This window comes from Nocardioides ganghwensis (assembly GCF_014779655.1).
GTDB lineage: Bacteria > Actinomycetota > Actinomycetes > Propionibacteriales > Nocardioidaceae > Nocardioides > Nocardioides ganghwensis.
This window is the reverse complement of sequence record NZ_JACXYX010000002.1, coordinates 353,713-371,659: the sequence shown is the minus strand read 5'-3', so window position 1 is coordinate 371,659 and position 17,947 is coordinate 353,713. Positions and strand designations below refer to the sequence as shown.

The window sequence follows — 17,947 nt, the reverse complement described above, 5'->3', positions numbered from 1 at the left end:
GGGCCCGCCCACGGACGGTGCGCCACCCACATTCGCGGGCCGGCACATGTGGCTCAGCCACCGCCCGAACAGGCGACACACACGACGCGCCTGGAAGCGGTGGCACAGCCACATCTGGGGGCGGTGAAATGTGGCTCACTCACCGCTCACAGGCGGCCGGTCAGCGGCGGCGGCGTACGAGCGCGACGAGGCCGAGCATGGAGGCAGCGCCGGCGGCGAAGGCGGCCTTCGGCGAGGTGGTCACCCCAGCGCCGTCAGCGCCAGCGGGCCGTACGCCGGCGCTCGCCGCGGCGAGGTCGATCCGCGGGCCCTCGGGCATCTGGTCGGCGACCAGGCGGGCGTCGCGGATCGCGCGGGCCTCTGGCGAGGTGTGCGCCCAGCAGGCGGCCAGGACGACGACCCGCGAGAAGTAGTTGATCCACACGAGCAGGATCAACGCGATCCCGAAGGCCTGCACGGCAGGCTGCTCGCGGGTGCCCTGGAGCAGGACCGTGGACAGCTGCTTGAGCAGCTCGAACAGCACGGCGCCGAGCACCGCGCCCGACCACAGGGACCGAGTCGGTACGTCGGGGGTGGCGAGGAGCTTGAAGAAGGCGAAGAACAGCAGCGCGCTGGCCGCCAGGCCGAGCACCAGGGCGAAGACCCACAGCAGCGGCTTCGCTCCGGCGCCGAGCCCGACGAGCTCGAGGACGGGCGTGGCGACCTTGGTCGCGACGCCGGAGACGGCCACGCTGACGACGAGCACCGAGCCGAGGGTGAGCAGGGCGAGCAGGTCGCGCAGCTTGCCCACCACGAAGCTGGGCTGCTCGCGCTCGGGCTCCTCGAAGACGGCCACCAGCGCCGTACGCATGCCCGAGAGCCAGCCGAGGCCGGAGTAGAGGGCGAGCAGGATGCCGACGCTGAGGAGGCCCGGCGCGTTGTCCTGGAACGTCGACAGGGGCAGCTCGCCCTCGTCGTTGCCGATGATGCCGGGCAGCACGTCGCTGATGGCCGTGACGAGGTCGTCGTCGGCGTCCGGGTAGGCCCGCGCGACGAACCCGATGACCGCGAAGGACAGCGCCAGGATCGGGAAGAAGGAGAGGAAGGCGAAGTAGGTCACCGCGGCGGCCAGGGCGCTGCCCTTGACGGTGCCGTAGTGCTCGACCGTGCGCACGACGTGGTCGACGAGCGGGCGCCGCTCGCGCACGCGCTCGACGCGGTCCTTCAGGCCCGAGACGAAGGACATCTCAGCCCAGCCCGTACTCGTGCGTCGGCTGCCAGCCGGCGTCGCTGTCGTGGACGTAGAGGCTGAACGCGTCGACGGCGAAGCGGCACTCGAAGGTGGCCAGCTCGTCGAACGCCCGGTCGAGGGTCGGGTCGTCGAGGTGGTGCGCGATCGTGACGTGCGGGTGGTAGGGGTAGTGCAGCTCCACCGCCAGTGGGCCCCGGCGTACGGCGTCGGCGAGCACCTCGCACCCGGAGATCCCCTCGGCCACCGTCACGAACACGACGGGTGACACCGGCCGGAAGGTGCCGGTGCCGCGCAGGTGGATGTCGAACGGCTCGATCGTGGCCGCGACGCCGGCGAGGTGCTCGCTCACCGCGGGCAGCTCCTCCTCGGCCACCTCGGCGGGCGGGATCAGCGTGATGTGCGTCGGGATCTGCGTCGCGGTGGTGTCGCCGACGCTCGTGCGGTAGTCCTGGAGCTCGCTCGCCCAGGGCTCGGGGATGGCGATGGCTACTCCGATGGTGGGCACCACTCGACCCTAGCGAGTCGCGGGCAGGAAGCCGACTCGGTCGTAGACGTCGCGCAGCGTCGACTCGGCCACCGCACCCGCACGCCCGGCGCCCTCACGGAGGATGCGCTCGAGCTCCGCACGGTCCTCGAGGAGCTCCCGGGTGCGCTCGCGCAGCGGCGTCAGCGTCTCGAGGACGACGTCGGCCACCTCGGACTTCAGGTCGCCGTAGCCGCGGCCCTCGAAGGCGGACTCCAGCGCCTCGACCTTCTCCCCGGAGAGCGCGGAGTGGATCGACAGCAGGTTGCTGACCCCGGGCTTGTTCTCGCGGTCGAAGCGGATCTCGGTCTCCGAGTCGGTGACCGCCGAGCGGAACTTCTTGGTCAGCACCTTGGGGTCGTCGAGGACCCACACGCAGCCCTGGCCGCCGATCGACTTCGACATCTGCTTCTGGGGGATCTGGAGGTCGTAGATCTTCGCCGTGGACTCGAGGATGTAGGGCTCGGGCGGCCGGAAGGTCTTCTTGTAGCGGTGGTTGAAGCGGTTCGCGAGGTCGCGGGTCAGCTCGAGGTGCTGGCGCTGGTCCTCGCCGACCGGGACGTACTGGGGGCGGTAGAGCAGGATGTCCGCCGCTTGGAGGATCGGGTAGGTGAACAGGCCGACGCTGGCGGCGCCCTCACCGCCCTTGGCGGACTTGTCCTTGAACTGGGTCATCCGCCGGGCCTCGCCGAAGCCGGTCAGGCACTGCAGGACCCAGCCGGCCTGGGTGTGCGCCGGCACCTGGCTCTGCACGAAGATCGTGGCGCGCGCCGGGTCGACGCCGGCCGCGACGAGCTGCGCGGCCGAGACGAGGGTGCGCTCGCGGAGCACCTTGGGGTCCTGCTCGACCGTGATCGCGTGCAGGTCGGCGATGAAGTAGAAGGGCTCGAAGTCCTCCTGCAGCGCGACCCACTGCCGCAGCGCACCGAGGTAGTTCCCGAGGTGGAACGAGTCCGCTGTCGGCTGGATCCCGGACAGGACCCGCGGGCGCGAGACGGGTGAGGTCGACATGGCGCCAGTCTCTCACCGCCCACGGACACGTCGGCGCGTGGTCCCACGCCCGTACGCACGGACGCTCGACGTGGTGCCGACTTGTGACCGACGTCACATTGCCAGTGTGATGTGACTCACCAGTAGGTTTCCGGAGTCGGCCGGGCGGTCCGGCCCAGGAGGGAAGCCACCATGGCACCTGCACCATCACGTCGTCGGACACGCACTCGGGGTCTGTCGGCACGCGCGATCGCGTCAGTCTCCACCCTGCTCACCACCGCACTCACCACCACGCTCGCCCTCGTGGCGATCAGCACGTCGCCGGCGCAGGCCGCCGTCGACGAGCCGCCCCGGCCGGCGTTCTACGAGACTCCCGCCACCCTGCCCAGCGCCAATGGCACGCTCATCCGCAGCGAGAAGATGACCTTCCTGCTCGACCCGCTCGACGCCACCAGCCTGGTCCGCAACGCCCAGCGCGTCCTCTACAAGACCACCAACCGTTCCGGGAAGGCCATCGCGGTCTCCGGCACCGTCCTGGTCCCCAACGCCCCCTGGATCGGGCTCGGCTCCCGCCCCGTCATCGGCTACTCCCCCGGCACCCAGGGGATGGCCGACCGGTGCGCACCGTCGCGCCAGTTCTCCGAGGGCATCGAGTACGAGGGCATCGGGATCGAGGCGCTGCTGCTGCGCGGCTACGCCGTGGCGATGCCCGACTACGAGGGCCTCGGCACCGTCGGCATCCACACCTACATGGACCGCGTGTCGCAGGGCCGCGCCACGCTCGACGTCGTACGCGCCGCACAACGGCTCTCCGGCACCGGGCTCAGCACGACGAGTCCCGTCGGCCTGATGGGCTACTCGCAGGGCGGCGGCGCGGCCGCGGCGGCGGTGGAGCTGGCCTCGACGTACGCCCCCGACCTCCGGGTCAAGGGCGCCGTCGTCGGAGCCGTGCCCGCCGACCTCACCAAGGTGGCCACGAACCTCGACGGCGGGCTCTACTCCTCGTTCGCCTTCTTCGCCCTGCGCGGGCTCGCGGCCAGCTACGACGTCGACCTCACGCCGTACCTCAACGCGACCGGGCGTGCGACCAGCGACCGCGTCGAGACCGAGTGCGTCTTCGACCTGCTCAACAACGCCTTCGTGAAGTCGTCGACGCTGAGCTACAACGGCCAGCCGATGTCGACGCTGATGGCCGCCGAGCCGTTCAGGTCGATCGTGGAGGCGCAGCGCATCGGCACCATCAAGCCGACCGTCCCGGTGCTCGTCACCCACTCCGCGCTCGACGACGTGATCCCCTACGCCGTCGGCAAGCAGATGGCGAGGTCGTGGTGCGGCAAGGGCGCCAACGTGCGGCTGTCCACCAACGTGGCGCCGCTCCACGTCGGCGGCCTCGTGCCTCACGTCGCCGAGTCGCTGCCGTTCTTCGAGGCCCGGTTCGCCGGGATCCCGCAGCTCAGCAACTGCTGGCTGATCTGACCGCCGCGACCCCCGTCCCGCCCCCCGGGGCGGGGGTTCGCAGCGACTGCCTCAGACGACCCAGCCGACGTTCTCGGCGACCAGGTCGGCCGCCGGGTAGATCCCCCGCAGCTCCTGACGGCGCTGCAGCAGGTTCACCACGGCGCCGACGTTGCGGTCGGCCAGCTGTCGGCGGCGCTCCATCTCGCGCGCGATCTTGTCGTCTTCCATGACTCACCCTCCGCAAGGATTCCGGGTGGCTGATCCACCCCCGCGGATTTGATCGTTACAAACGTGTGCAACGCAGGAGTTCCGCCTGTGTTAACTCCGTGCAACACGAACACAGCCGTTCGGGGGGTGATCAGGCACGTACGTCCCGGCCGCGCACGTGCAGCGCGGCCGACAGCAGCAGGATCCCCACCCCGGCGATCGACAGGACGAGGCCGACGAGGGCGGGAGCTCGCAGGCCCCACCCGGCTGCGATGACCAGGCCGCCGAGCCAGGCGCCGAGCGCGTTGGCGATGTTGAGCGAGGCGTGGTTCATCGCCGCGCCGAGGGTCTGGGCGTCACCGGCGACGTCCATCAGCCGCAGCTGGAGGTTCACGACCAGCACCGAGCCGAGGGTGGTGATCAGGAAGACGACCGGCAGCGCGGCCCATCCGTAGGGCGCAGTGAGCCAGAACGCCAGCATCGTGGCGGCCATGCCGACACCGCCGATGATCAGCGAGCGGAAGATCGACCAGTCGGCCATGATCCCGGCCAGCCAGGTGCCGGCGACCATGCCGAGGCCGAAGGACAGGAGGTAGACCGGCACCGACCGCTCCCCCAGCCCGGCGACGTCGGTGACGACGGGAGCGATGTAGGTGTAGACGGCGAACATGCCGCCGAAGCCGACGGCACCGGCGAGCAGCGTGAGCCAGACCTGCGGGACCTTGAAGGCGGAGAGCTCGCGGCGCCCGCTCGCCGCGGCGTCGCCGGGCACGGACGGCACGAACCAGACGACCAGCGCGAGCGTGAGCAGCGCGAGACCGGCGGCCGCCCAGAACGCGGCACGCCACCCCAGCTCCTGGCCGAGGACCGTGGCGGCCGGGACGCCGAGCACGTTGGCGACGGACAGCCCGAGCATGACCAGCGAGACCGCGCGGCCCTTGCGCGAGGGCCGCGCCATGCTGGCCGCGACCAGCGAGGCGACGCCGAAGTAGGCGCCGTGCGGCAGGCCCGCGGCGAAACGGGCGACCATCAGCTGCTCGTACGAGGTGGCGAGCGCGCTCACCCCGTTGCCGACCGCGAAGGCCGCCATCAGCGCCACCAGCAGCGCCCGCCGCGGGAGCCGCGCGCCCAGGAAGGCGAGCACCGGTGCGCCCACGACCACCCCGACGGCGTACGCCGAGATGACGTGGCCGCCGGTCGGGATCGAGACGTCGACACCGCCGGCGATCTGGGGCAGCAGGCCCATCGTGACGAACTCGGTGGTGCCGATCGCGAAGCCGCCCATCGCCAGCGCGAGCACCGCGAGGCCGAAGTGGCGCGCGGTCACCGACGGGACGTCGAGGTCGCGCGACGAGGGGTGGTCGGGCAGGGCAGTGGTCTCGGTGGTCGTCGTCATCACCTGGCGCAAGAGGGCGCGACGGAGGTTTTGTTCCCCCGCCACGGCGCGTCGGGGTGGTTCGTGGCCGGGATCACGCCGCCTCGACCGCCGGCAGCGACCGTGCCCGTCGGCGCTCCCACAGGTGCAGGGCGAGGTCGACCACGGTCTTGAGCCCGAGCAGGAGCAGCACCGGCGCCAGCTCCTCGAGCCCGCTGGGGGCGTCCGAGGCACCGACCGAGCGCATCGCCAGCCCGAAGCCCACGATGATGCCGACGTGGAGCACGAGCATCCGAGGGTAGGGCTGCCACATCGCGGTGGAGGCCGACACCCGCCAGCGCTCGCCGCCGTCGAACCAGTTCAACCACAACGACCCGAGGTGGCTCAGGCCGAGGGCCACGCCGGCGAGCAGCCAGGCGCCGGGGTGGAGGTCACCGCCGGCGAGGAACGCCATCACGAAGGCGAAGACCCCGTGGACGAAGGTGAAGATGCCGTAGTGGAGGGCGAAGAAGAACGCCAGCGAGCCCGAGTCCGACGCGTCGACGGGCCGGCCGTTGAGTGTCATCCGCGCCGAGCCGGGCCCGCGCTCGCCGCGGGCGGTGCGCACCTTGACGATCGTGATCGCCCAGTAGGCGAGGTTCTCGATCCAGTAGACGACGAAGACGTCGCCCACCGACATGTGGCCGGCCCACACCGCCCAGATCGGCAGCAGGTTGCCGACCACCAGGGAGAGCGAGGAGAGCAGGGGCGCCCGCGGCAACCCCTGCTCCCCCGTGACCATCGCCGTCGGCGCCCGGTCCTCGCTCAGCCGAGCGAGGCGAGCGCCTCGTTGAACGTGGCGGACGGACGCATGACCGCCGCGGCCTTCTCGGGGTCGGGGCGGAAGTAGCCGCCGATGTCGGCCGGCTTGCCCTGCACCGCGAGCAGCTCGTCGACGATCTTCTGCTCGTTCTCGCGCAGCGAGCCGGCGAGGGACGCGAACGCCGCCGCGAGGTCGGCGTCCTCGGTCTGCTGCGCCAGCTCCTCTGCCCAGTAGAGGGCGAGGTAGAAGTGCGAGCCGCGGTTGTCGATCGTGCCGAGCTTGCGGCCGGGCGAGCGGTCCTCGTTGAGGAAGGTCTCGGTCGCCCGGTCGAGGGCGTCACCGAGCAGCTTGGCGCGCTGGTTGTCGGCGTAGCCGGCGAGGTGCTCCAGCGAGGCGGCCAGGGCGAAGAACTCGCCGAGGCTGTCCCAGCGGAGGTAGTCCTCCTTGACCAGCTGCTGGACGTGCTTGGGCGCCGAGCCGCCGGCGCCGGTCTCGAAGAGGCCGCCACCGTTCATCAGCGGCACGATCGAGAGCATCTTGGCGCTGGTGCCGAGCTCGAGGATCGGGAACAGGTCGGTGTTGTAGTCGCGCAGCACGTTGCCGGTCACCGAGATGGTGTCCTCGCCCTTGCGGATCCGCTCCAGCGAGTACGTCGTGGCCTCGGCAGGCGCCATCACCCGGATGTCGAGGCCGTCGGTGTCGTGCTCCTTCAGGTACTCGGTGACGAGCGCGATCAGGTTGGCGTCGTGCGCGCGGGTCTCGTCGAGCCAGAAGACGGCGGGCGTCCCGGACGCGCGGGCGCGGGTGACGGCGAGCTTCACCCAGTCGCGGATCGAGGCGTCCTTGGTCTGGCAGGCGCGCCAGATGTCGCCGGGCTGGACGTCGTGCGACATCAGCACCTCGCCGGCGGCGTTGCGGACCTCGACCTTGCCCGCTGCGGGGATCTCGAAGGTCTTGTCGTGGGAGCCGTACTCCTCGGCCGCCTTGGCCATCAGGCCGACGTTGGGCACCGAGCCCATCGTCGCCGGGTCGAGGGCGCCGTGGGTCCGGCAGTCGTCGATCGCGGCCTGGTAGACGCCGGCGTAGGACGAGTCCGGGATGACGGCGAGGGTGTCCTGCTGCTCGCCGTCGGCGTTCCACATCTGGCCCGACGTACGGATCATGGCCGGCATCGAGGCGTCGATGATGACGTCGGAGGGGACGTGCAGGTTGGTGATGCCGCGGTCGGAGTCGACCATGGCCAGCGACGGCCCCTCGGCCAGGCCCTTCTCGAAGGCGGCCCTGATCTCGGCCCCGCCCTCGACCTTGTCGAGCCCGGACAGGATGGCGCCGAGGCCGTCGTTGGCCGACAGGCCGGCGGCGGCGAGCTGCTCGCCGTACTGGGCGAAGACGTCGGCGAAGTAGGCGCGCACGACGTGGCCGAAGATGATCGGGTCGGAGACCTTCATCATCGTGGCCTTGAGGTGGGCGGAGAACAGGACGCCGTCGGCCTTGGCCCTGGCGACCTGCTCCTGGAGGAACTCGTCGAGCTTGGCTGCGCTCATGAAGGTCGCGTCGACGACCTCGCCCTCGAGGACCGCCAGGCCCTCCTTGAGCACCGTCTCGGACCCGTCGCTGCCGACGTGGACGATCGACAGGGTGTCGTCGGCGGGGATGACGACCGACTGCTCGTTGCTGCGGAAGTCGTCGTGGCCCATCGTGGCGACCGACGTCTTCGACTCGCTGCTCCACGCGCCCATCGAGTGCGGGTGCGACCTGGCGTAGTTCTTCACCGACGCGGGCGCGCGGCGGTCGGAGTTGCCCTCGCGCAGCACCGGGTTGACCGCGGACCCCTTGACCTTGTCGTAGCGGGCGCGGATCTCTCGCTCCTCGTGGGTCTGCGGGTTCTCCGGGTAGTCGGGCAGGTCGTAGCCCTGCGACTGCAGCTCGGCGATGGTCGCCTTGAGCTGCGGGATCGAGGCGGAGATGTTGGGCAGCTTGATGATGTTGGCCTCGGGCTTCGTGGCGAGCTCGCCGAGCTCGGCGAGGGCGTCGTCGAGGCGCTGCTCGTCGGTGAGACGGTCGGGGAACTGCGCGATCACGCGGCCGGCGAGCGAGATGTCACGCGTCTCGACGTCCACACCGGCGGTCTTCGCGTAGGCGGCGATGATCGGCAGGAACGAGTACGTCGCCAGCAGCGGCGCCTCGTCGGTGTGGGTGTAGATGATCTTGGCCATGGTAACGACAGCTCCTGTAGATCGCGATCTGATCCGGGCATAACTCTTGACGTCAAGATACCTGACGCGGGGAAGCGTTGCGACTCGCCTACCCTCGCACCCCTCTCGCCAACGCCGCTAGGCTCACCGTGGCCTACGAGGGGTACGGCCGACCTGACTCACTGAGGGGACTCGCGATGAGCGACATCGTCGAAGACACACCGACCACCGGGCAGAAGTTCACCGCAGAGACTCTGGGCACCTTCGTGCTCGTCTTCTTCGGCTGCGGTGCCGCCGTCTACAGCGGCGGCGATCTCGTCGCGACCGCCCTGACCTTCGGCCTCACCGTGGTGGTGATGTCCTACGCCGTCGGTCGCATCTCCGGTGGGCACTTCAACCCGGCCGTCACGCTGGGCGCCGTGCTCGGCGGCCGACTGCCGTGGAACCAGGTCGGCATCTACATGGCCGCCCAGCTCCTCGGCGGCCTCCTCGCCGGCGCGGTGCTCCTCGGCCTCGGCAACGGCTTCGAGGGCTTCACCGCCGAGGGCAACATGGGCCAGAACTTCTTCGGCGACCAGGGCTCGGGGTACGCCTGGTGGGCGGCGCTGCTGCTCGAGGTCCTCCTGACGGCGGTCTTCCTCTGGATCATCCTGGCGGTGACCGACGAGCGCAACGAGATCAACGCCGCGCTCGGCCCGCTGGCGATCGGCCTGTCCCTCGCGATGATCCACTTCGTCGCCATCCCGCTGACCGGCACGTCGGTCAACCCGGCCCGCTCCATCGGTGTCGGCGTCTTCGCCGGCACCGACGCGATCGTGCAGCTGTGGCTCTTCGTCGTCGCACCGCTCCTCGGCGCGGCGATCGCCGGCCTCACCTACCCGATCCTCTTCGGCCAGGGCGGGGCCCCGGTCGCCGGCTCGGGCCTCAACTTCAGCGGCGGGAGGAAGGACCAGTTCGTCCCCGGCTCCTACGAGGCCCAGTGGAACCAGGGCCAGCAGGGCGGCTGGGGCCAGCCCGGCGCCGCGTGGGGTGCTCCCCCGCAGCAGCAGTGGGGCCAGCCCGACCCCTACCAGCCGCCGCACCCGCCACAGCAGCAGCCCGACCCCTACTCCACGCCCCAGGCGGCGCCGCAGCCCGGCCAGTGGGGGCAGCCCGCACCGCAGCAGCAGCCGACCCAGCCCGGCCAGTGGGGCGCTCCCCAGCAGCCGTACCAGCCGCAACAGCCGCAGCAGCCCGGCCCGAGCGCGCCCGGCCACTGGGGCAACCCCGACGGCGACGACGACGGCCGCACGCAGGTGCGCCGCCCGGACTAGCTCACGGTCGGACCAGCTGCGCGGTCCAGCCGGCGTCGAGGTCCTCGAACCCCACGAGGCCGACACCCTTCTCGTACACGCGACGAGTCGTGGTGTCGGCCTCGTCGCGCGTCTGGACCATGTCGTCCGACTGGTCCTCGATCGTCCGGCTCGCGCGGGGCAGGCCCGGGACGTCGTACGTCAGCCAGCCGTCGCCGAGCCGCGGGTCGGCGGGCATCGCGAGGCCCGCCCCGGCACCGCCCTCCCCCGCGCGCCAGCCGGCGCCGTCCGCGTCGGCCCCGACGAGCCAGACGTTGCCCGCCTCGTCCTGGGCGTAGAGATCGGTCTCCACGCTCGTCGTGCCGCCGAGGTCGACGGTGGTCTCCACCGCGGTGGCGTCGAGCCCGGCGACCGGGACCGTGCCGTCGAGCACCTCCACCTCGATCGTGCCGCTCGAGGACCCGTCGCCGGTGACGTCGTAGGTCCACCGGGCTCCGGGCTCGAGGGGCAGCCACGGGTTGTCCACGACATCGACGAAGTCGCCGGGCGACGGGGTCGGGGTCGGGACCACCAGCCCGTTGATGCCCGGCGAGTCGTACGGCTCGGGCTGGCCGATGCCGGCGCACCCGGTGAACCCCAGCGCGAGACCGGCCGCCAGCACACCGGCCGCCAGCGGGCGGCGTACGGCTCGGGGCCCCGTCGTCATGGGCGCCAGCATGCCAGCCGGCCCCCGCTGCTAGCGTCAGCAGGACAATCCAGCACCGCTTCGAGACCCCCTCACGAGGAGTACGACCGTGACCTCCGAACCTCTCAAGGTGGCCGTCACCGGCGCCGCCGGCCAGATCGGCTACAGCCTGCTCTTCCGCCTCGCCAGCGGCGCGCTGGCCGCGGACCGCCCCATCGAGCTCCGGCTGCTCGAGATCGAGCCCGCCCTCAAGGCGCTCGAGGGTGTCGTCATGGAGCTCGACGACTGCGCCTTCCCGAACCTCGCCGGCGTCGAGATCGGCGCCGACGCGGAGAAGATCTTCGACGGCGTGAACCTCGCCCTGCTCGTCGGCGCGCGCCCGCGCGGCCCCGGCATGGAGCGCGGCGACCTGCTCTCCGCCAACGGCGCGATCTTCACGGCGCAGGGCAAGGCCCTGAACGCCGTCGCCGCCGACGACGTCCGCATCGGCGTCACCGGCAACCCGGCCAACACCAACGCCCTCATCGCGATGAGCAACGCGCCCGACATCCCGCGCGAGCGCTTCTCCGCGCTGACCCGCCTCGACCACAACCGGGCGATCAGCCAGCTCGCGGCCAAGACCGGCGCCAAGGTCACCGACATCAAGAAGATGACGATCTGGGGCAACCACTCCGCGACCCAGTACCCCGACCTGTTCCACGCCGAGGTCAACGGCCAGAACGCCGCCGAGCTCGTCGGTGACCAGGCCTGGCTGGAGAACGACTTCATCCCGACCGTCGCCAAGCGCGGCGCCGCGATCATCGACGCCCGCGGCTCGTCCTCGGCCGCGTCCGCCGCGTCGGCGACCATCGACGCCGCCCGCGACTGGCTGTTCGGCTCCGCGGCCGACGACTGGGTCTCGATGGCCGTGGTGTCCAGCGGCGAGTACGGCGTCCCCGAGGGCCTGATCTCCTCGTTCCCCGTCACCACCTCCGGTGGCGACTGGTCGATCGTCGAGGGCCTCGAGATCGACGACTTCTCCCGCGCCCGCATCGACGCCTCCACCGCGGAGCTCGCCGACGAGCGCAAGGCCGTCACGGAGCTCGGCCTCATCTGATCCGACCCCGGCCGGGCACTCCCTCGCGGGGGTGCCCGGCCGCCGTCGTCTCAGAACTCCGGCTGGTCCGGGATCGACCCCGCCAGGAAGATCAGCGCCCCCCCGAGCACGATGAGCACGACCGCGTCGAGGACCTTGTGCCGCACCGCGAGCATGCCGGCGTCACGACGGCGGAGCACGAGGCGTACGGCGGCCGCGAAGATCAGCGAGCCGCCCATCAGTCGGATGCCGGTGCGCCACTCGTCGAGCGCGACGACGACCATCGCGACGCCGACGGCGCCGAGGACGAGCAGGTAGAACGCGCCCCCGATGGTCGAGGGGTAGCGCCGCGGCTCGTCCGGGTCGTACGGCTCGGCGGAGACCGGCGGGACGGACTCGGGCGGCTCGAGGTGGTCGTGGCTGTCGGCCATGTCAGGACCGGACGGACCTCTCGGCGATCTCCACGATGTTGGTCAGCAGCATCGCGCGCGTCATCGGGCCCACGCCCTTGGGGTTGGGCGAGACCCAGCCGGCGACGTCCCAGACGCCGGGGTGCACGTCACCGGTGACCTTGCCGTCGACCCGGGAGACGCCCACGTCGAGCACGGCGGCGCCGGGCTTCACCATGTCGGCGGTGATGATGCCGGGAACGCCCGCGGCCGCCACGACGATGTCCGCGTGGCGTACGTGGGCGGCGAGGTCGCGGGTGCCGGTGTGGCACAGCGTGACCGTGGCGTTCTCGGAGCGGCGGGTCAGCAGCAGCCCGAGCGGGCGTCCGACCGTGAGGCCACGTCCGACGACGACGACCTCCGCGCCGGCGATCTCGATGCCGTGGCGCCGCAGCAGCTCGATGGCGCCGACAGGGGTGCACGGCAGCGGGCCGGACTCACCGAGCACGAGCTTGCCCAGGTTGACCGGGTGCAGGCCGTCGACGTCCTTGTCGGGGTCGACGCGCGAGAGCAGGGCGAACTCGTCGAGGCCGGTCGGCTGCTGGACCAGGAAGCCGGTGCAGGCGGCGTCGGCGTTGAGCTCGTCGATGACCGCCTCGACCTCGGCCTGGGTGGCCGTGGCGGGCAGGTCGCGGCGGATCGAGGTGATGCCGATCTCCGCGCAGTCCTTGTGCTTGGCGCCGACGTACCAGTGCGAGCCGGGGTCGTCGCCGACGAGCACGGTGCCGAGGCCGGGGGTGACCCCCTGCTCCTTCAGGGCGGCGACGCGCTGGGCGAGCTCCGCCTTGATGGTCCGCAGCGTGGCTGCGCCGTCGAGGGTCTGTGCGGTCACGGTGGTCATCCTAGGGAGCCCCGTCCTCAGTGGAAGAAGTGCCGGGCGCCGGTGACGTACATCGTCACGCCGGCAGCCTCGCACGCCGCGACGACCTCGGCGTCGCGCACCGACCCTCCGGGCTGGACGATGGCCTTCACCCCGGCGTCGATGAGGATCTGCGGTCCGTCGGCGAAGGGGAAGAACGCGTCGGAGGCCGCGACGGCCGAGGCGGCCCGCTCCCCCGCCCGCTCGACCGCGAGGCGGCAGGAGTCGACACGGTTGACCTGGCCCATCCCGACGCCGACCGAGGCGCCGTCGGCGGCCAGGAGGATCGCGTTGGACTTCACCGCGCGGCACGCGCGCCACGCGAAGGCGAGGTCGGCGAGCACCTCGTCGGACGCGGCCTCGCCGGTCGCGAGGGTCCACGTCGACGGGTCGTCGCCCTCGGCGCTGACGTCGTCGCGCTCCTGGAGCAGCAGCCCGCCGGAGATGGAGCGCATGTCGCCGCCACCGCGCGCCAGCGGCGGGCACTCGAGGACGCGGATGTTCTTCTTCGCCCGGAGCGCCTCGATCGCGCCGTCCTCGTAGCCGGGCGCCACGATGACCTCGGTGAAGATCTCGGCGACCTGCTCGGCCATCGCGACGGAGACCGGGACGTTGGTGGCGATCACGCCGCCGAACGCGCTGACGGGGTCGCACTCGTGCGCCTTGCGGTGGGCCTCGGCCACGTCACCGGCGACCGCGATGCCGCACGGGTTGGCGTGCTTGATGATCGCGACGGCCGGCTCGTCGAAGTCGTACGCCGCCCGGCGGGCCGCGTCGGCGTCGACGTAGTTGTTGTAGGACATCTCCTTGCCGTGGTGCTGCGTGGCCTGCGCCAGCCCCGGACCGCCGGGCAGGAAGCCGTTGCTGTAGAGCGCGGCGGACTGGTGCGGGTTCTCGCCGTAGCGCAGCACCGCCTCCTTGTTCCACGTCGCACCCATCCAGGCCGGGAAGCCGGACCCCTCGCTCGTGTCGGTGAGCACGTTGCCCATCCACGCCGCCACGTGCACGTCGTAGGTCGCGGTGTGGACGAACGCCTCGGCGGCGAGGCGCTGCCGCTCGGCCAGGGTGAAGCCCCCGGCGGCCACGGCGGCCAGCACCGTGTCGTACGCCGCGGGCGAGGTGACGATCGCGACGCTGGGGTGGTTCTTGGCGGCGGCGCGCACCATCGACGGGCCGCCGATGTCGATCTGCTCGACGCACTCGTCGGGGCCGGCACCGGAGGCGACGGTCTGCGTGAAGGGGTAGAGGTTGCTGACCACGAGGTCGAACGGCTCGACGCCGAGCTCCTCGAGCTGCGCGACGTGGGAGTCGAGGCGGCGGTCGGCGAGGATGCCGGCGTGCACGCGCGGGTGCAGCGTCTTGACCCGCCCGTCGAGGCACTCGGGGAAGCCGGTGAGGTCCTCGACCTTGGTGACCGGGAGGCCGAGCGACTCGATCAGCGCGGCCGAGCCGCCGGTGGAGACCAGCTCGACGCCGGCGTCGTGCAGGCCCCGGACCAGGGCCTCGAGCCCGGTCTTGTCGTAGACGGAGACGAGTGCACGCTTGATCGGGATACGCAGTTCAGAAGACACGGGACTCCTCGGAGGTCGAGCTCGTTGACGAGATCGAGGGCACCCAGGCGTTCGATGCCCTCGCGCGTCACTCCCTGGTGGTGGCCCACCTGCGCCAGTCGTGTGCCCCGCAGACTACCGAGCGTCGCCGCCGATGCGAACCCGGCGCCCCTCCACCGAGATCCCCTCGCGGGCGATCCGGCCGACCGCGTCGACGAGCATGGCGCGCTCGGCTGCCTTGATCCGCTCGTGCAACGACGCCACGTCGTCGTCCTCGACGACCTCGACGGGCACCTGGGCCACGATCGGGCCGGTGTCGACCCCCGCGTCGACCACGAACAGAGTGGCTCCGGTGACCTTGACGCCGTGCTCGAGCGCGTCGCGCGGGCCGTGCATCCCGGGGAACGCCGGGCACAGTGCGGGGTGGGTGTTGAGGGTGAGGAACCGGTCGAGGAAGTCCTGCGAGAGCAGCTTCATGAAACCCGCCGACACCACCAGGTCCGGCTCGAACGCGCCCACCTTGTCGGCCAGCGCGCGGTCCCAGTGCTCGCGGGAGGTGTAGTCGGCGACCCTGGCCACGAAGGTCGGCACCCCGGCGCGGTCGGCCCGTGCCAGGCCCTCGACGCCGTCGCGGTCGGCCCCCACGGCCACGACGCGGGCGCCGTACGCCGGGTCGGCGCAGGCGTCCAGCAGGGCCTGCAGGTTGGTGCCGGCCCCGGACACCAGGACGACGATGCGAGCGGGACTGTTCACGCCGGGGAGTCTAGGCGCGGTGGGAGGGCCCGTCCGACGCCGTCCGTCGCTCGCGCACCAGACGGCCCGCGACCAGCGCCGCGATGCCGGTCGTCACCGGCACGGCGGCGAGGATGCCGAGTCCGCCGACGAGGCCGCGCACGACCTCCTGGGCGACCACCTCCTGGCTGACCGCGATCCCGAAGGGCAGCGACAGCGCCGAGAAGACGAGCATCAGCGGGAGCGTGGCGCCGACGTAGGCCAGGACGAGCGTGTTGACGGTCGACGCGGCGTGCGAGCGCCCGATCCGCATCGCCCGCACGAAGATCGACCGCACGCTGGCGTCGGGGTCGACGTCGGCGAGCTCCCACACCGCCCACGTCTGCGTGACGGTCACGTCGTCGAGCACGCCGAGCGCGCCGATGACGAGGCCGGCGAGCAGCAGCCCGCGGAGGTCGACCTGGGCGGCGATGCCGGAGATGTACTGGCTGCCCTCGTCGACGAGACCGGTGAAGTGGCCCACCCGGGTGAACACCCACCCGAGCACGCCGATGACCACGAGCGAGACGAGGGTGCCGAGCATCGCGACGGTGGAGCGGATGTCGAAGCCGTGGGAGAGGTAGAGCGTGACGAGCATGATGGCGGCGGCGGTGATGACGGCCACGGCGAGGGGCGAGGCGCCCTCCATGATCGCGGGGAGGGTGAAGACCGCGATGAGGACCAGCGAGTACGCGAGGGAGGCGAGGGCCCCGATGCCGCGCCAGCGCGACAGCGCGAGGACGCCGACGGCGAACAGGATGGTCAGCACGAGCAGCGGCGGGCCGCGGTCGAAGTCCTGGAAGGCGTACTGCTCGCCGTCGGGGGCCTCCGCGGTGAAGGAGACGATGATCCGGTCGCCCGCCACCACCTCGGGCGCCTGGCTGCCGTAGGGCAGCAGGGCCACCGCCTCCCCGGGCGCGCCGGGACCGCTGAGCACCTCGACCTCGGCCTGCTGGCAGCCCTCGACCGCCTGCTCCTGCTGGCAGGGTCCGACGGACAGCACCTCGGCGGTGCCGCGCTCCACGTCGACGCCCGGACCGCTGACCGCGAGGTCGCCGTCGGGCCAGAGCACGAACAGCCCGACCAGGGTCGCCAGGACGAGGGGTCCGACGACGACGGCCAACAGCACCTGCAGCCGCCGCGGCGCGGCCCCCAGGGAGGGACGGTCGCCGTGGCTGTGTCCAGCCCCCATGCTCAGTCCTCCGTGGGGGTCGGGCGGGGCGTACAGGTCGAGCGCCAGGCGAGGACCGCCAGCACGGAGGCACCCAGCAGGGCACCGATGCCGCAGGCGGTCACCGAGTGGACCAGCACGTCGCGGGTGAACGGACCGACGAAGCGCATCCGACCCGGTCCGACGGCCCCGCCGGAGAGGGAGGCGAGCACCGCGAACCCGAAGCCCGCGACGAGCCCGCCACCGCAGCCGGCGAGCAGCAGGCGGTCCCAGCTGAGCAGCCGGCCGCGCAGCGCCCGGAAGGCGGCGTACGCCGCGACCAACGGCGGGAGGGCCATCAGCCCACCGACCCAGCCCGCTGGCGTGCCCGTCGCCGGGAGCGCGGCCAGGAGCGGCACGACCGGCAGCGGACCCAGCACGACCGCGCCGGGCGAGACGAGGGTGGCGCCACCGACCGCGAAGCCCGGCCCGAGCAGGAAGGAGCCGGTGAACAGCGCGGCGTTGGGGACGAACGCGGTGTTGGCGAGCGCGTAGAGCCCGGCCTCGGACGGGCTGGGGTGCAGCCGCGACGTCATGGTGGCGGCGTCGTCGAAGGAGAGGGCGAGCGCGACGAGGAGGACCAGCGTGGAGACGACGAGCAGCCGGGCCAGGACGGCGCCGGCGACGGCTGCACCCGCGCGCACCGCGGCCGGGAGGAACGCCGCCCAGATCGCGGCCCGGCCGGACCCGGTCGCGATCGCCGGTGCGGCCACGAAGGCGGTCAGCAGGACGGTCCAGGCGAGCACGCGCGGCAGGGACGGGTCGGCCGTGGTGCCGGCCGCCAGGGTCGCCACCACGACGGCCACCACGGCGTACCCGGCGAGGAACAGCACGACGGCGGTGGGCACGGTGAAGTCGCGCTCGCCGTCGGAGATCCGGTCGGCGTCGGGGCCGTGGCCGGAGACCGAGTCTCCGACGCGGTGCCCGAGGCGCCACATCGACCACGCGGCGACCGCGGTGATGCCGAGCGGCACGATCGCGATCCGCGCGCCCATCACGGTGACGCCGGAGCCGTGTCCGGCCAGCCACGCCAGCGCGCCCACGCGCATGCCGTCGCGGGGAGCGCCGTGCACGCCGGCGTCGGTGGCGAACCAGCCGATGACCCCGATCGCGAGCAGCACGACGAGCGGGCCGAGCGCGGCCATCACCCCCCCGAGCGTCGCGATCAGCACCAGCGGGCGCGGCCGGGCAGCCTCGGTGCGCGCGTGGTCGGGTCGGGTGAGGAGCGACGTCATGGCCGACCCATCATCACCCGGTCGCGGCGGCAGATCGCGC

At 72.1% G+C, this 17,947-nt stretch carries 17 protein-coding genes and 1 riboswitch; of the genes, 3 read left to right on the top strand and 14 right to left on the bottom strand.

The genetic code is table 11. From position 1 onward, the window contains the following. Window positions 1–160: 160 nt before the first annotated feature. The 3 genes from IEZ24_RS03985 to trpS are packed head-to-tail and all read right to left on the bottom strand — an operon-like array spanning window position 161 to window position 2,765. Window positions 161–1,225: a YihY/virulence factor BrkB family protein gene (locus tag IEZ24_RS03985; RefSeq protein ID WP_129455632.1), complete on the bottom strand. Its 1,065-nt coding sequence runs from the start codon at window positions 1,223–1,225 to the stop codon at window positions 161–163. Between the two features lies 1 nt (window position 1,226). Further along, window positions 1,227–1,736, bottom strand: coding sequence for a 2'-5' RNA ligase family protein (locus IEZ24_RS03980; RefSeq protein WP_129455631.1), 510 nt, complete (start codon window positions 1,734–1,736; stop codon window positions 1,227–1,229). Window positions 1,737–1,745: 9 nt separating this feature from the next. Further along, window positions 1,746–2,765 (bottom strand): tryptophan--tRNA ligase, encoded by a 1,020-nt coding sequence (gene trpS / locus IEZ24_RS03975; protein ID WP_129455630.1) that lies wholly within the window; start codon window positions 2,763–2,765, stop codon window positions 1,746–1,748. Between the two features lie 282 nt (window positions 2,766–3,047). Between trpS and IEZ24_RS03970 the strand changes: the two genes are divergently transcribed. After that, complete coding sequence (locus IEZ24_RS03970) at window positions 3,048–4,220, top strand: lipase family protein (RefSeq protein WP_207206846.1); 1,173 nt, start codon at window positions 3,048–3,050, stop codon at window positions 4,218–4,220. Between the two features lie 51 nt (window positions 4,221–4,271). Here the strand turns inward: IEZ24_RS03970 and IEZ24_RS03965 are convergent, their stop codons facing one another. The 4 genes from IEZ24_RS03965 to IEZ24_RS03950 all read right to left on the bottom strand — a co-directional run bounded on the left by IEZ24_RS03965 (window position 4,272) and on the right by IEZ24_RS03950 (window position 8,802). Continuing rightward, window positions 4,272–4,430, bottom strand: a complete 159-nt coding sequence (locus IEZ24_RS03965; RefSeq protein WP_165356102.1) for a hypothetical protein — start codon at window positions 4,428–4,430, stop codon at window positions 4,272–4,274. Between the two features lie 130 nt (window positions 4,431–4,560). Further along, a complete protein-coding gene (locus tag IEZ24_RS03960; protein ID WP_129455628.1) occupies window positions 4,561–5,805 on the bottom strand; it encodes an MFS transporter in 1,245 nt (414 codons plus the stop codon). Window positions 5,806–5,878: 73 nt separating this feature from the next. Next, a complete protein-coding gene (locus tag IEZ24_RS03955) occupies window positions 5,879–6,544 on the bottom strand; it encodes a DUF6498-containing protein (RefSeq protein ID WP_129455627.1) in 666 nt (221 codons plus the stop codon). 44 nt (window positions 6,545–6,588) lie between these two features. Further along, window positions 6,589–8,802, bottom strand: coding sequence for an NADP-dependent isocitrate dehydrogenase (locus IEZ24_RS03950; RefSeq protein WP_129455626.1), 2,214 nt, complete (start codon window positions 8,800–8,802; stop codon window positions 6,589–6,591). 176 nt (window positions 8,803–8,978) lie between these two features. Here IEZ24_RS03950 and IEZ24_RS03945 point away from each other — a divergent pair, with 176 nt between their 5' ends. After that, the gene (locus tag IEZ24_RS03945) at window positions 8,979–10,094 is read left to right on the top strand and encodes an aquaporin (RefSeq protein WP_129455625.1); all 1,116 of its coding nucleotides are present in this window, start codon (window positions 8,979–8,981) and stop codon (window positions 10,092–10,094) included. Window position 10,095: 1 nt separating this feature from the next. Here the strand turns inward: IEZ24_RS03945 and IEZ24_RS03940 are convergent, their stop codons facing one another. Beyond that, window positions 10,096–10,779 carry a hypothetical protein gene (locus IEZ24_RS03940; RefSeq protein WP_129455624.1) on the bottom strand — a complete coding sequence of 228 codons (684 nt, stop codon included), beginning with the start codon at window positions 10,777–10,779 and terminating at the stop codon, window positions 10,096–10,098. An 88-nt stretch (window positions 10,780–10,867) separates the two neighbouring features. Here IEZ24_RS03940 and IEZ24_RS03935 point away from each other — a divergent pair, with 88 nt between their 5' ends. Further along, window positions 10,868–11,854, top strand: a complete 987-nt coding sequence (locus tag IEZ24_RS03935; protein WP_129455623.1) for a malate dehydrogenase — start codon at window positions 10,868–10,870, stop codon at window positions 11,852–11,854. A gap of 50 nt (window positions 11,855–11,904) precedes the next feature. Here the strand turns inward: IEZ24_RS03935 and IEZ24_RS03930 are convergent, their stop codons facing one another. From IEZ24_RS03930 to IEZ24_RS03905, 6 genes are all read right to left on the bottom strand, one after another. Next, a complete protein-coding gene (locus IEZ24_RS03930; RefSeq protein ID WP_129455622.1) occupies window positions 11,905–12,264 on the bottom strand; it encodes a DUF3017 domain-containing protein in 360 nt (119 codons plus the stop codon). A gap of 1 nt (window position 12,265) precedes the next feature. Beyond that, entirely contained in the window at window positions 12,266–13,114 is an 849-nt protein-coding gene (locus tag IEZ24_RS03925; RefSeq protein ID WP_129455621.1) for a bifunctional methylenetetrahydrofolate dehydrogenase/methenyltetrahydrofolate cyclohydrolase, read from the bottom strand. Between the two features lie 26 nt (window positions 13,115–13,140). Beyond that, complete coding sequence (purH, locus tag IEZ24_RS03920) at window positions 13,141–14,712, bottom strand: bifunctional phosphoribosylaminoimidazolecarboxamide formyltransferase/IMP cyclohydrolase (RefSeq protein ID WP_191192813.1); 1,572 nt, start codon at window positions 14,710–14,712, stop codon at window positions 13,141–13,143. Window positions 14,713–14,746: 34 nt separating this feature from the next. Next, window positions 14,747–14,824, bottom strand: a riboswitch (ZMP/ZTP riboswitch). 2 nt (window positions 14,825–14,826) lie between these two features. Then, the gene (purN, locus tag IEZ24_RS03915; protein WP_129455620.1) at window positions 14,827–15,444 is read right to left on the bottom strand and encodes a phosphoribosylglycinamide formyltransferase; all 618 of its coding nucleotides are present in this window, start codon (window positions 15,442–15,444) and stop codon (window positions 14,827–14,829) included. Between the two features lie 10 nt (window positions 15,445–15,454). After that, window positions 15,455–16,654, bottom strand: coding sequence for a YibE/F family protein (locus tag IEZ24_RS03910; protein WP_129455619.1), 1,200 nt, complete (start codon window positions 16,652–16,654; stop codon window positions 15,455–15,457). 2 nt (window positions 16,655–16,656) lie between these two features. Next, a complete protein-coding gene (locus IEZ24_RS03905) occupies window positions 16,657–17,907 on the bottom strand; it encodes a cell division protein PerM (RefSeq protein ID WP_129455618.1) in 1,251 nt (416 codons plus the stop codon). Window positions 17,908–17,947: the final 40 nt, after the last annotated feature.